The organism is Uliginosibacterium sp. sgz301328 (genome assembly GCF_041807905.1).
Lineage (GTDB): Bacteria > Pseudomonadota > Gammaproteobacteria > Burkholderiales > Rhodocyclaceae > JBGVSA01.
This window is the reverse complement of sequence record NZ_JBGVSA010000020.1, coordinates 20,600-32,356: the sequence shown is the minus strand read 5'-3', so window position 1 is coordinate 32,356 and position 11,757 is coordinate 20,600. Positions and strand designations below refer to the sequence as shown.

14 protein-coding genes are annotated in these 11,757 nt (G+C 61.6%); 1 reads left to right on the top strand and 13 read right to left on the bottom strand.

Translation table 11 applies throughout. The features are described 5' to 3' along the window. Positions 1 to 7: 7 nt before the first annotated feature. From ACDA63_RS14990 to ACDA63_RS14970, 5 genes are all read right to left on the bottom strand, one after another. The gene (locus tag ACDA63_RS14990; RefSeq protein WP_373664079.1) at positions 8 to 541 is read right to left on the bottom strand and encodes a F0F1 ATP synthase subunit delta; all 534 of its coding nucleotides are present in this window, start codon (positions 539 to 541) and stop codon (positions 8 to 10) included. A 3-nt stretch (positions 542 to 544) separates the two neighbouring features. Next, positions 545 to 1,018 carry a F0F1 ATP synthase subunit B gene (locus ACDA63_RS14985; protein WP_373664078.1) on the bottom strand — a complete coding sequence of 158 codons (474 nt, stop codon included), beginning with the start codon at positions 1,016 to 1,018 and terminating at the stop codon, positions 545 to 547. A 36-nt stretch (positions 1,019 to 1,054) separates the two neighbouring features. Next, positions 1,055 to 1,306 carry a F0F1 ATP synthase subunit C gene (atpE, locus tag ACDA63_RS14980; RefSeq protein ID WP_373664077.1) on the bottom strand — a complete coding sequence of 84 codons (252 nt, stop codon included), beginning with the start codon at positions 1,304 to 1,306 and terminating at the stop codon, positions 1,055 to 1,057. A 79-nt stretch (positions 1,307 to 1,385) separates the two neighbouring features. Continuing rightward, positions 1,386 to 2,270: a F0F1 ATP synthase subunit A gene (gene atpB, locus ACDA63_RS14975; RefSeq protein ID WP_373664076.1), complete on the bottom strand. Its 885-nt coding sequence runs from the start codon at positions 2,268 to 2,270 to the stop codon at positions 1,386 to 1,388. 1 nt (position 2,271) lies between these two features. Beyond that, positions 2,272 to 2,613, bottom strand: coding sequence for an ATP synthase subunit I (locus ACDA63_RS14970; protein WP_373664075.1), 342 nt, complete (start codon positions 2,611 to 2,613; stop codon positions 2,272 to 2,274). Between the two features lie 331 nt (positions 2,614 to 2,944). Between ACDA63_RS14970 and ACDA63_RS14965 the strand changes: the two genes are divergently transcribed. Beyond that, positions 2,945 to 4,834: an MFS transporter gene (locus tag ACDA63_RS14965; protein WP_373664074.1), complete on the top strand. Its 1,890-nt coding sequence runs from the start codon at positions 2,945 to 2,947 to the stop codon at positions 4,832 to 4,834. A 127-nt stretch (positions 4,835 to 4,961) separates the two neighbouring features. On the opposite strand, the gene ACDA63_RS14960 is transcribed toward ACDA63_RS14965, so the two are convergent. The 8 genes from ACDA63_RS14960 to ACDA63_RS14925 form a co-directional block, all read right to left on the bottom strand. After that, complete coding sequence (locus ACDA63_RS14960) at positions 4,962 to 5,489, bottom strand: carbohydrate-binding protein (protein ID WP_373664073.1); 528 nt, start codon at positions 5,487 to 5,489, stop codon at positions 4,962 to 4,964. A 124-nt stretch (positions 5,490 to 5,613) separates the two neighbouring features. Then, positions 5,614 to 6,291, bottom strand: coding sequence for a DUF4197 domain-containing protein (locus tag ACDA63_RS14955; RefSeq protein WP_373664072.1), 678 nt, complete (start codon positions 6,289 to 6,291; stop codon positions 5,614 to 5,616). A 66-nt stretch (positions 6,292 to 6,357) separates the two neighbouring features. After that, positions 6,358 to 6,690: a cupin domain-containing protein gene (locus ACDA63_RS14950; protein WP_373664071.1), complete on the bottom strand. Its 333-nt coding sequence runs from the start codon at positions 6,688 to 6,690 to the stop codon at positions 6,358 to 6,360. Positions 6,691 to 6,698: 8 nt separating this feature from the next. Further along, on the bottom strand, positions 6,699 to 7,553 hold the full coding sequence (locus tag ACDA63_RS14945; protein ID WP_373664070.1) for a ParB/RepB/Spo0J family partition protein: 855 nt from the start codon (positions 7,551 to 7,553) through the stop codon (positions 6,699 to 6,701). Between the two features lie 28 nt (positions 7,554 to 7,581). Beyond that, positions 7,582 to 8,352 carry a ParA family protein gene (locus ACDA63_RS14940; protein ID WP_373664069.1) on the bottom strand — a complete coding sequence of 257 codons (771 nt, stop codon included), beginning with the start codon at positions 8,350 to 8,352 and terminating at the stop codon, positions 7,582 to 7,584. 1 nt (position 8,353) lies between these two features. Further along, positions 8,354 to 8,977, bottom strand: a complete 624-nt coding sequence (gene rsmG, locus ACDA63_RS14935) for a 16S rRNA (guanine(527)-N(7))-methyltransferase RsmG (protein ID WP_373664068.1) — start codon at positions 8,975 to 8,977, stop codon at positions 8,354 to 8,356. After that, positions 8,974 to 10,902, bottom strand: a complete 1,929-nt coding sequence (mnmG, locus tag ACDA63_RS14930; RefSeq protein ID WP_373664067.1) for a tRNA uridine-5-carboxymethylaminomethyl(34) synthesis enzyme MnmG — start codon at positions 10,900 to 10,902, stop codon at positions 8,974 to 8,976. Before mnmG ends, rsmG begins: the two co-directional genes overlap by 4 nt. 195 nt (positions 10,903 to 11,097) lie before the next feature. Further along, on the bottom strand, positions 11,098 to 11,643 hold the full coding sequence (locus ACDA63_RS14925) for a gluconokinase (protein WP_373664066.1): 546 nt from the start codon (positions 11,641 to 11,643) through the stop codon (positions 11,098 to 11,100). Positions 11,644 to 11,757: the final 114 nt, after the last annotated feature.

Here is an 11,757-nt window from a genome sequence, read left to right as displayed (position 1 = left end):
ATTGCTCCTAATTCTGTAGGGCAGCGGCCATGGCAGCGAGCTTGCCGCGCACGGAGGCATCAATGACTTCATCGCCGATGGCAACGCGGACGCCGCCAATCAGGTCGGGGTCGATCTGGACCTTGACACTCAGCTTGCCGAAACGGCCTTCCAGGTCGCCGACCAAGCGCGAGAGTGCGCCGTCGTCGATGGGAAAGGCGGAATACACGGTGGCATCCTTGACGCCTTCCTGGCGATTCTTGAGCGAACGGAACAGGTCGCAGATCTCGGGCAGCAGTTGGGCGCGGTCATTTTCGACCAGCACCGTCACGAAATTCTGCTGCTCGGGCGACAGATTGATACCGGCAGAGCCAACGATGAGCTGGGTCACTTGCTGGAACGTCAGCTCTGGGTTGGCGATGCAGTCACGTGCATTGGCATCTTGCGCCACCAGGGCCAGGCGATCGAGCGCCGCAGCCCACGCGTCCAGCGAACCGGTGTCGCGCGCGAGCGCGAAAGCGGCTTCGGCGTACGGACGTGCAAGGGTGACGTTTTCAGCCATGGCTTATTTCAGTTCCTGTTTCAGGTTGGCCAACAGTTCGGCATGGACCTGGGCGTTGATCTCGCGGCGCAGGATGCGCTCGGCGCCGGACACGGCCAGCTGAGCGACCTGGTCACGCAGCTCTTCGCGGGCACGTTGCGCAGCAGCACCTGCTTCGGCCTCGGCGGCCTGGCGAGCTGCGGTAACGATGCGGGCCGCTTCGGCACGCGCTTCCTCGAGAACCTGCGCGGCCTGCTTTTCGGCACCGGCGCGCATGACGCCGAGCGATTCGCGTGCAACACGCATTTCTTCAACGACCTTCTTCTCGGCGTTCGCCAGATCAGTCTTTGCCTTATCTGCCGCCGCAAGCCCGTCTGCGATTTTCTTGGCACGCTCGTCGAGTGCCTTGGTGATCGGCGGCCACACGAACTTCATCGTGAACCACACGAGCACGAGGAAAACGACCAGCTGTGCAAACAGCGTTGCGTTCAGATTCACGGCTTTACTCCCGTTTCAAGTTGGAGGGAGGCCGAATCAACCTGCGATCACGAACGGGTTGGCGAAGGCGAAGAGCATGGCGATACCGACACCGATCAGGAACGCGGCGTCGATCAGACCGGCCAGCAGGAACATCTTGGTCTGCAGGGCGTTCATCAGTTCGGGCTGACGTGCCGAAGCTTCCAGGTACTTGCCACCCATCAGGGCAATACCGATACAAGCGCCGATTGCACCCAGACCGATGATCAGACCGCAAGCCAGAGCGACGAGGCCGAGAACGTTTTCCATGACAACTCCTAGTTGGTAAAAGTTAAATGAGTGAAACGCAAAAAATCTGTTGAGGACGCTTATCTGTTTTGACGGCCGATCAATGGCCTTCGTGTGCTTGTCCGACGTACACGAGGGTCAGCATCATGAAGATGAATGCCTGCAGCGCGACGATCAGGATGTGGAAGATCGCCCATGCGGAGCCGGCCAGCACCTGGCCGATCCACAACGCGATGCTGCCGAACTGCCAGCCTGTGAAGGCGGCGCCCATCAGCGCGATCAGCATGAACAGCAGTTCACCGGCGAACATGTTGCCCCACAGCCGCATGCCGTGCGAGACGGTCTTGGCGAGGAATTCGATGATGTTCAGGAGCAGGTTGAACGGAGCCAGGTACCACTTGGCGCCGAACGGTGCGGACAGCAGCTCGTGCACCCAGCCCCCGGCGCCCTTGATCTTGACGTTATAGAACAGGCATACCAGCAGCACGCCGACGGACAGGCCAAAGGTGGCGTTCAGGTCCGCGGTCGGCACGACACGCATGAAGGCGTGCTCGGGGTCACCGCCGCCGCTGGCCACGATCGTCTGCCATGCACGCGGCAGCAGGTCGAGCGGCAGGAAGTCCATGGCGTTCATCAGGAAAATCCATACGAACACGGTCAGTGCCAGCGGTGCGACGAACTTGCGCGACTCGGCGCTGTGGATGAGGCCCTTGGCCTGATCGGCGACCATTTCGACGAGGATTTCGACGGCGGCCTGGAAGCGACCCGGAACGCCCGAAGTGGCGCGGCGCGCGGCCAGCCACAAGCAGAACACGGTGATGATGCCGAGGAGGATGGAGTAGAACAGCGTGTCGATATTGAGCAGGCCAAAGTCGACGATCGCCTTCTGGGGATGCCCGGAAGTGTTCCAGAAAGTCAGGTGGTGAACGATGTATTCGCTGGCGGTGGGTGCGTGACCCGCCGCTGCCTCGGTTCCGGTTGCCATATCAGGATTTCACCAATAAGCCAAAAAAATTCGCTTGCAGGGTGACCACGAGACCAATCACCACCGCACCCCAGTGCACTCCGGGATACAGGACGTGCGCTGCAGCAAGTATTCCTATCGCCGAAGCGATCTTTATTGCCTCACCCACGAAAAACGCGGTGACATGCGAGGCGCCCGGGGTACGCGCCGTGCGCGATAGCCTCCAGGCAAACAGCAGACTCGGAATCAGGCAAGCACAGCCGCCAACAAGGGCTGAAATCGCGCCGCGCGTGCCGAAGAACATTGCGCCTAGTGCGACGCTCACCAGAGCCGCCCCAAACTGAAGCAGGACAACCTTGTACATGCGCAGCGACGATAAGCGGCGGAATGCCGTCCGAAAAACCGCAGAATATTAGGGGTTTAGCTGAGCCCCGTCAATGATTGTTACATTGACGCGAAACTTCTTACGCACGACCTACAACGACGTTCAGACAGGTCTCCCAGGGAACAATGCCCTGCTTTGGAGCATGTATCCGAATCGCGTATCAGAGTGATTTGGGAGGTCGCCAGAAAATCGGCTGTGCGTACATCATACGTTAGAAAAATCTGACGTCATTTGTGTCCTGTACCATTGCGAACGGTCCAGCTTAGAACTATTCCGCGGCGCAATATTGGTTTAAGACAAATAATCACGCATGAATGTATACAAGCACGACTCCAAGAGTCTATTGAGCCAGCGCCGCTTCGGCCCGCTATTCGTCACACAATTCATGGGAGCGTTCAACGACAACGTTTTCAAGAATGCGTTGGTATTGTTGATCACATTCCATGGCAGCGTCGTATTGGGGCTGGCACCGGCGGTCATGGTACAGCTCGCGGCAGGTTTGTTCGTGTTGCCCTTCTTTCTGTTCTCGGGCACGGCGGGGCAGTTGGCGGACAAATATGAGAAGACTTTTCTCATCAGAATCATCAAAGCGGTCGAGATCGGCATCGCCGTATTGGTGACCGCGGGATTCGTCGCGCAGCACGTCGAGTTGCTGCTTGGCGCCTTGTTCCTGATGGGCGTGCACTCGACGATGTTCGGCCCGCTGAAATATTCGATACTGCCGCAACACCTGCGTCCCGAGGAACTGGTGGCCGGCAACGCGTGGATCGAGGCAGGCACATTCGTGGCAATCCTGGCGGGGTCCGTGGCCGCGGGCGTGCTGATGTCGATCGAACATCGCGGCCCATTGTTGGCCGGCCTCACGTGCATCGCCGTAGCGGTGGTGGGTTATCTCGCCAGCCGCAGAATTCCGGCCGCTCCCGCGGCGGCGCCCGAGCTGCGCGTCAATCTGAATCCGCTGTCCGAGAGCATTCGCAATATCGCCCTGGCGCGTGGCAATCGTACGGTGTTCCTGTCCCTGCTCGGCATTTCGTGGTTCTGGTTCTTCGGCGCGTTGTTCCTCTCTCAATTCCCCCCGTACGTGAAGGACGTGCTGGGTGGCGATGAATTGATGGCCACTGCGCTGCTGGGTACGTTCATCGTGGGCATTGCGGCAGGTTCGTTCCTGTGCGAACGCCTCTCGGGGCGTCGCGTCGAACTCGGCCTCGTCCCGCTGGGGTCGATTGGCCTGACGCTGTTCGGTATCGATCTATGGTGGGCAAGCCCGGCTGCCGCCTCCCAGGCGATCACGCTCAGCGCGTTCCTGGCGCGGCCCGAAAGCTGGCACATCATCTTCGCGCTGGTGATGCTCGGCGTATCCGGAGGCTTTTTCACCGTGCCGCTCTACGCCATGATCCAGGAGCGTTCGGCTCCCGCTGAGCGCAGTCGTATCGTCGCCGCCAACAACGTTATCAATGCAGGCTTCATGGTGGTCTCCGCCCTCCTGGCCGGCGTCGGCCTGCAATTGGGCCTGTCGATCACAGAGTTGTTCCTGCTGGCGGCGGTCCTCAACGCCGCGGTGGCGCTCTACATCTACATGCTGATGCCGGAATTCCTCATGCGGCTGGTGGTGTGGTTCCTGATCCGGGTGATGTATCGGGTACGCGTGAAGGGAATCGACCAGATTCCACACGAAGGGCCCGCGCTCATCGTGTGCAACCACGTGAGTTTCGTCGATGCGCTCGTCATCATCGCGGCAAGCCGCCGGCCCGTGCGCTTTGTCATGGACCATGCCATCTTCCGCCTGCCGATTCTCAACTTCGTGTTCCGGCAGAACCGTGCGATTCCGATTGCTCCTGCGCGGGAAAGCCGCGAGGTGCTGAAGGAAGCCTATGACGAAATCGCGGCCGCGCTGGCCGACGGTGACGTTGTGGGGATATTTCCGGAAGGCCGCATCACAGATTCCGGTGAGATCACGGCATTCAAGGGCGGCGTGTCGCGCATCCTCGCGCGCAGCCCGGTCCCGGTCGTGCCGATGGCATTGCGCGGCCTGTGGGACAGTTTCTTCTCACGCAAAGGAGGCCCGGCGATGAGCAAGCCTTTCCGTCGCGGCCTGTTCAATCGCATCGAGTTGGTGGTCGGCTCGCCCATCGCGCCGGAGGATGCCACACCGCCCGCGCTGCAGACGGCGGTGAGCGAACTGCGCGGCGACTGGCGCTGATGCCCGCAGCCACGTCATACAGCCCGCCAACGACGCGCTTCGTCACACGGCGAGGGATCGAAAAAACGGGTGGTCTCAAAAGAGAACCACCCGTTTCTGTCACCTGATCCAATGCAGGGGTACGTCACTACAACGTACTGAGCTTGATCAGGTCGAGGTTGGCCGAGCCGCTGGCGCCACCTTCGCCGCCGAGATTGGTGATGCGCAGCACGTGCGTGCCCTTGGTGAGCGCCACCATCGCGGCCTTGCCGTCGGAACCGACGACGACCATGTCCTTCCACTCACCTTCCGCACGCCCGAAGCCGCCCGTAGTCGGCAGCGTCACCTTGGCGAACGCGCTGTTCGGCACTTTGCCGTCGATCTGCACTTCGCGGAATACGTTCCACTTGCGACCACCGGCGTAGCGCAGCGTGACGGCGTAATTGCCATCTTCCGGTACGTCGATCTTCCATTCCAGCCAGTGCCCTTCGTTGTCGAAGTTCATGAGTGCCGCGCCACCGGACGTAGCCGGACGGTCCGTCACCTTGGCGACATTGCCGCCTCCCTGGGCATTGAAGTTCTCCGCCTCGATCAGTACATCGGCAGCCAGTGCAGTAGCGGAAAAAGCCAGTCCCGCAGCAACGAGTGCCATGAATCGGGTGGTTTTTCTTAGCATGTGTTGTCCTCCTTTGTCCTAGACCACATGAAACGTCGAGCGCGATGCATGCAAACGGCCATCTTCACTCGACGGTGTTGTGACAGACCAAAGTCAGGACCGTTCCCTACAAAAGCAATCGCGCTCAGCGCATAGCGTCGAATACCTTGCGCGCGGCATTCGTGGCGGCCTGGGCAGGATTGGCACGAATGGCGCGTTCCTGCTCGGCGATGCTCTTGTAGAGCGCGTCCAGCGCGCTGCGGGTCACGTACTGTTCGACGCTCGCATCCTCCTGCTTGATCAGTCCGAGCGCTGCGCCCTGCCCTGCGAGCTGGTTGTATTTGGCAGCCAGCCCTACACGCGCGGTCGCCTTGGAGACGACGGGCAGAAATTTCTGCGTCAATGGCTGCATAGTCTTGCCGCGAAAGTACTGGGTGACTGAATCGTCACCGCCTGTGAGAATGCCTTTGGCATCCTGCACCGTCATCTGCTTGACGGCGTCCGTGAGCAACGGCTTGGCTTCTGCCACCGCACTTTCGGCAGCGCGATTGATCGCCACGGAAAGTTCGTCGAGCTCAGGCCCCTTGCCCATTGCGCGCAGCATGGGCTCGGCACGCTTCAGAGCACTGGGCAGCGGGATCTTCACCGACGGATTGGCAAGGAAGCCGTCCTTCGCGCCGAGCGTACTGACGGCGGTGGATGCGCCTTGCAGCAAGGTATCGCGCAAGCCGGCCGTGGCGTCGGTGCTGGATATCGCATCCAGCAGGCCCGCCAATGCGACGGTTGGCACGAACAACAATGGGAGGATATTCAGGCGTTTCATGGCAGCTTCTCCGGCAAAACGGAGTGGCCATATTACTGCGTGGCGGCGATGGCGATTGGCGCGGCGTCAGTCCGCAACGACCGGCAGATGAACGGCGAGCCACACCGTGTCAGTCCCGGTGGATGCCACGCGATGCCTGCAATGTGCAGGAATCAACACTGAATCGCCCGCCACAAGCTGCTGGGATCCTTCTTCGAATTGCAGTTCGGCACGGCCCTGGACGAGCGTCACCCATTCATCGTGGGGCTGGTCGTACCAGAAACCGGGCGGGCTGGCGTGGCGGTGAGAGACGATGCGTTCGATGAGCACGCCCTGTGAAGCGTACAGCGGCAGGATGTCTTCGTCCGTGCCCGGCGCAGGCAATCCGTGCGTCAGGCGCTGGAGCGGCGGCATCGCCATGGCGTCAGTCAGCGGATGCGTTCGAGCAGGCCGTCGAGTTGGTCGAGATTGCCGAACTCGATGGTCACCGAACCCGCCCCCTTTTTGTTGGCCTTGATCTTGACCGTCGCGCCAAGGCGATCGGCGAGTTCTTCCTCCAGGCGCAGAACGTCGCGGCTGGCTTCATGGCGCTTGAAGGATTTTTCGTCCTTCGGCTTGAGCAGGCTGTTGACCAGTTTTTCAGCTTCGCGCACGGAAAGCCGTTTGGCGACGATCTGGTTGGCCACCAGGATCTGATCCGCACCCGCCAGTGCCAGCAGCGCGCGCGCATGACCCATTTCGATATCGCCGGCCATGAGCAGTTCACGCACCGGCTCGGGCAATTGCAGCAAGCGCAGCAGGTTCGACGTCGCCGGCCGCGAGCGCCCCACGGCGTCGGCAGCCTGCTGGTGCGTCATGCCGAATTCGTCGATGAGGCGCTGGATGCCAGTGGCCTCTTCAAGCGGGTTGAGGTCTTCGCGCTGGATGTTCTCGATCAGCGACATCGCCAGCGCGGCTTCATCCGGAATCTCGCGGATGATGACCGGCACCTCGGCCAGTTCGGCCAGTTGCGACGCGCGCCAGCGGCGCTCGCCGGCAATGATCTCGTGGCGCCCGCCACCGACCGGCCGCACGATGATCGGTTGCATCAGACCTTGCGCCCGGATCGATGCGGCCAGCTCCTCGAGACTGCCAGCATCCATGCGTGTGCGAGGCTGATACTTGCCTGGCTGCAGCGCGTCGACCGGCAGGGTCGACAGGTTGCCACCGTCAGCCGGCAAGGTGTCGCCGCCCAACAGGGCTTCGAGGCCGCGACCGAGGCCTTTTTTCTTGGGTGTGCTCATGAGCGGGATCCGGTTGTGCAGCGCGGCGCTATAGCGTGGCCACGCGGCCGATCATTTCTTCGGCAAAGGCGAGATAAGCCTGCGAGCCCTTGGCGGCCTTGTCGAACACCACGCCGGGCATGCCGTGGCTGGGCGCTTCGGCCAGACGCACGTTGCGCGGAATGATGGCACGGAACACCTTGTCGCCGAAATGCGATTCGAGCTGCGCCGAAACCTGCTGCGACAGCGTGCTGCGCGGATCGAACATGACGCGCAACAGCCCGATGATCTTCAGATCGCGGTTGAGCTTGGCGTGCACCTGCTTGATGGTGTTGACCAGATCGGAGAGACCTTCAAGCGCGTAGTACTCGCATTGCATGGGGATGATCACGCCATGCGCGCCGCACAGGCCGTTGAGCGTGAGCATCGACAGACTCGGAGGGCAGTCGATAAGGACAAAGTCATATTCGTCGTCGACCGCCGCGAGCGCATCCTTGAGCCGTCGCTCGCGGTTTTCCAGCTCGACCATTTCGACTTCGGCGCCGGCCAGATCGCGATTGGAGGGCAACACATCGTAGCCGCCCGACTCGGAACGCTGGCGGACTTCCTGCAGCGTATTGAGGCCGACCAGCATGTGATACACCGTTGCCGGTGCTGCGCGCTTGTCGACGCCCGAGCCCATGGTGGCGTTGCCTTGCGGATCGAGGTCGACCAGCAGGACGCGCTGCCCATGAGCGGCCAACGCTGCGGAAAGGTTAACGGTGGTGGTCGTCTTGCCTACGCCACCCTTCTGGTTGGCGACTGCGAAAATGCGAGCCATGTCAGTCCCTGCGAATGACGATGAGGTGCCGCTCCACATCCACGCCCGGTACGGTCAGCGGGATGCTCTCGGCCACGCGCACGCCCCCCGGCAAGCGCGAGATTTCGTCGGAAGGATACACGCCTTTCATGGCCAGCCATTTGCCCTGCGGTGCGAGCAGATGTTCGGTCCACGCAATGAAGTCGGCCAGTTCGGCAAAAGCGCGCGAAGTAATGGCATCGAAAGGCGCCTCGGGCTGCCACTTCTCGACGCGCGTGTGATGCACCTTCACGTTGGCAAGCCCGAGCTGGCCCGCGGCCTGGCGCATGAACACGCATTTTTTGTCGACGGTATCGACCAGCTCGACCTGCAATTGCGGCCGGCAGATCGCCAACACCAGGCCCGGCAGTCCGGCGCCGGCACCGATGTCCGCCAGCCGTGCCACATCGACGTGCGGCAACAGCGTGAGCGAATCGGCGATGTGCAGGTCGATGGCCTGCGCCTCATCGCGGATGGCAGTCAGGTTGTAGACCTTGTTCCATTTGAGGATCAGTGCCACGTAGGCAAGCAGCTTGTCGCAGGTTTCGCGCGACAGGTCGAGGCCGAGCGCGGCGATGCGCTCATCGAGTCGGTGCGCAGCGCTCATGCGGCGTGCTCACCCGTGGTCGAGGTCGAACGTGCAGCCAGCTCGTTCTTCTTCAGATAGATGAGCAGCAGCGAAACCGCCGCCGGCGTGATCCCCTGGATGCGCGAGGCCTGGCCGATGGTTTCGGGCCGGTGTTGGGTGAGTTTCTGCTGCACCTCGCGCGACAGGCCACGCACAGTGCCGTAGTCGAGATCGGCAGGCAGGCGCGTATTTTCCTGCTGCGCGGTGCGTGCGACTTCGTCCTGCTGGCGATCGATGTAACCCTGGTACTTGGCCTGGATTTCAACCTGCTCGATGGACTGCGGGTCCGTCAGCGGATCGGTCGGCGCGCCAGTCAGGCTCATGAGTTGTTCATAGCTCACACCAGGGCGGCGCAGCAGATTGAAGTAGTTGTACTCGCGTTCGAGCGTCTTGCCGAAGATGGCCTCCTGCTCCTCCACGCCGAGGGCCGCGGGGCGCGCCCACAGTTGCTTCAGGCGTTCGGCCTCGCGTTCGATGGCCTCGCGCTTGCGGCTGAACGCATCCCAGCGCGCATCGTTGACCAGGCCAAGCTGGCGGCCGATTTCGGTCAAGCGCAGGTCGGCGTTGTCTTCGCGCAGGCTCAGGCGATATTCGGCGCGCGAGGTGAACATGCGATACGGTTCAGAGACACCGCGTGTGATGAGATCGTCCACCAGCACGCCGAGGTACGCCTCTTCGCGGCGTGGGCACCAGGCGTCTTTGCCTTGCACGAGCAACGCGGCATTGATGCCGGCCAGCAAACCTTGCGCGGCAGCTTCTTCGTAGCCGGTGGTGCCGTTGATCTGCCCGGCGAAGAACAGGCCCCGGATCGACTTTGTTTCGAGGCTGCTCTTGAGGTTGCGCGGATCGAAGTAGTCGTATTCGATCGCGTAGCCTGGACGCAGGATGTGCGCGTTTTCCATGCCGCGGATGCTGCGCACGATCTGCAATTGCACATCGAAGGGCAGCGACGTGGAAATGCCATTGGGATAGAACTCGTGCGTCTCCAGGCCTTCTGGTTCGAGGAAGACGTTGTGGCTGTCCTTGTCCGCGAAACGATGGATCTTGTCTTCGATCGAAGGGCAATAGCGCGGCCCCACCCCTTCGATGACACCCGAATACATCGGCGAACGGTCCAGGTTGGCGCGGATGATGTCGTGGGTCGCAGCGTTGGTTCGCGTAATCCAGCACGGCAGTTGGCGCGGATGCTGCGCGCGCGAACCGAGGAAGGAGAACACCGGTTCCGGGTTGTCGCCCGGTTGCTCTTCCATCACCGAGAAATCGATGCTCTTGCCGTCGATGCGCGGCGGTGTCCCCGTTTTCAGCCGGCCGACCGGCAATGCCATTTCGCGCAAGCGATGCGACAGCGAGATGGCAGGCGGATCCCCTGCCCGGCCGGCGGAGTAATTCTGCAAACCCACGTGCACCAACCCATTGAGGAAGGTGCCCGCCGTCAGCACCACGGCGGACGCATCAAAGCGCAGACCGATCTGCGTGACCACGCCGACGGCGCGGTCGCCCTCGAGCACGATGTCGTCGACGGCCTGCTGGAACAGCGTGAGGTTGGGCTGATTTTCGAGACGACGGCGGACGGCCGCCTTGTACAACACGCGGTCAGCCTGGGCGCGCGTGGCGCGCACCGCCGGCCCCTTGCTGGCATTGAGCGTACGAAACTGAATGCCGCCTTCATCCGTGGCCTCTGCCATGGCGCCGCCCAGTGCATCGACTTCCTTCACCAGATGTCCCTTGCCGATCCCGCCGATGGACGGATTGCAGCTCATCTGGCCGAGTGTTTCGATGTTATGGGTGAGCAGGAGCGTTTTGACGCCTGCGCGCGCCGCCGCCAGGGCTGCTTCGGTCCCGGCATGGCCGCCGCCGACGACGATGACGTCGAAACGATCGGGAAAAACACTGGCGACTTTCATGGGGAAACGATCCGGGTGGTGCGGGGAGGGGCAGTAATGATACGTCGACAGAGACAAAAATCCTAGTCGAAACATGGGCTTGCGAGATAAGTTCACACCTTTTCAGGCCCTTGGGGCCGTCGTTCGGTGCAGAAAGGGCTGCTTTTCATCCGTCATTCGAATTCAATCGGAAATCGCGGCACACCACTGTGGCCTTCACTTGGGGCTTCGATCGGAGGAAGTCATCCATGCAACAACAGTGGCGACCACCTCGTCCAGTGGATCGGTGGCCGATACTCGCAATACGTTTGGCTCCCCGATCGGCGACTCGAGTGTGGCGAACTGGCTGGTGACGAGACTGGCGGGGAATAGATGTTCGGGGCGCGCGGCAACGCGCGCTTGCGCAGTCTGCTGGTCGATGTCCAGGAAAACGAAGCGAAGCTCCGGAACGGCGGCGCGAAGCGCATCGCGGTACTGCCGTTTGAGCGCTGAGCACGTCAATACGGCGCCCTCATGAAGGGCCGCTTCCTGCCTCAACAGACTGCCCAGACGAGCCAACCAGCCTGCCCGGTCTTCGTCGGTGAGAGGAATGCCGTGGCGCATTTTCTCCACGGCGCTGGAAGAATGATGTTCATCCCCTTCTATCAAGTGCCAGCCTAACCGCCGCGCACAGGCTTCCCCAACTGTCGACTTTCCGCATCCGGCAACCCCCATCACGACGACGGCCATCGGCTCGAGTGGGGTAGCGCTCTCCGTTGTCATGGTTGTCTCCGTTTGACGTTTCCCGCGTCATGCTTCGATCGGCACGTTCAATTGCGTTTACCTATCGAATACATTCCGGCAATCAATTAGATTGATTAGTCATCTATCGGCAGA

Excerpts from the sequence above, each read along its gene's own strand:
- ACDA63_RS14990 (WP_373664079.1), bottom strand. The coding sequence starts at position 541 with ATGGCTGAAAACGTCACCCTTGCACGTCCGTACGCCGAAGCCGCTTTC.
- atpE (WP_373664077.1), bottom strand. The coding sequence starts at position 1,306 with ATGGAAAACGTTCTCGGCCTCGTCGCTCTGGCTTGCGGTCTGATCATC.
- atpB (WP_373664076.1), bottom strand. The coding sequence starts at position 2,270 with ATGGCAACCGGAACCGAGGCAGCGGCGGGTCACGCACCCACCGCCAGC.
- ACDA63_RS14970 (WP_373664075.1), bottom strand. The coding sequence starts at position 2,613 with ATGTACAAGGTTGTCCTGCTTCAGTTTGGGGCGGCTCTGGTGAGCGTC.
- ACDA63_RS14965 (WP_373664074.1), top strand. The coding sequence starts at position 2,945 with ATGAATGTATACAAGCACGACTCCAAGAGTCTATTGAGCCAGCGCCGC.
- ACDA63_RS14960 (WP_373664073.1), bottom strand. The coding sequence starts at position 5,489 with ATGCTAAGAAAAACCACCCGATTCATGGCACTCGTTGCTGCGGGACTG.
- ACDA63_RS14955 (WP_373664072.1), bottom strand. The coding sequence starts at position 6,291 with ATGAAACGCCTGAATATCCTCCCATTGTTGTTCGTGCCAACCGTCGCA.
- ACDA63_RS14950 (WP_373664071.1), bottom strand. The coding sequence starts at position 6,690 with ATGGCGATGCCGCCGCTCCAGCGCCTGACGCACGGATTGCCTGCGCCG.
- ACDA63_RS14945 (WP_373664070.1), bottom strand. The coding sequence starts at position 7,553 with ATGAGCACACCCAAGAAAAAAGGCCTCGGTCGCGGCCTCGAAGCCCTG.
- ACDA63_RS14940 (WP_373664069.1), bottom strand. The coding sequence starts at position 8,352 with ATGGCTCGCATTTTCGCAGTCGCCAACCAGAAGGGTGGCGTAGGCAAG.
- rsmG (WP_373664068.1), bottom strand. The coding sequence starts at position 8,977 with ATGAGCGCTGCGCACCGACTCGATGAGCGCATCGCCGCGCTCGGCCTC.
- mnmG (WP_373664067.1), bottom strand. The coding sequence starts at position 10,902 with ATGAAAGTCGCCAGTGTTTTTCCCGATCGTTTCGACGTCATCGTCGTC.
- ACDA63_RS14925 (WP_373664066.1), bottom strand. The coding sequence starts at position 11,643 with ATGACAACGGAGAGCGCTACCCCACTCGAGCCGATGGCCGTCGTCGTG.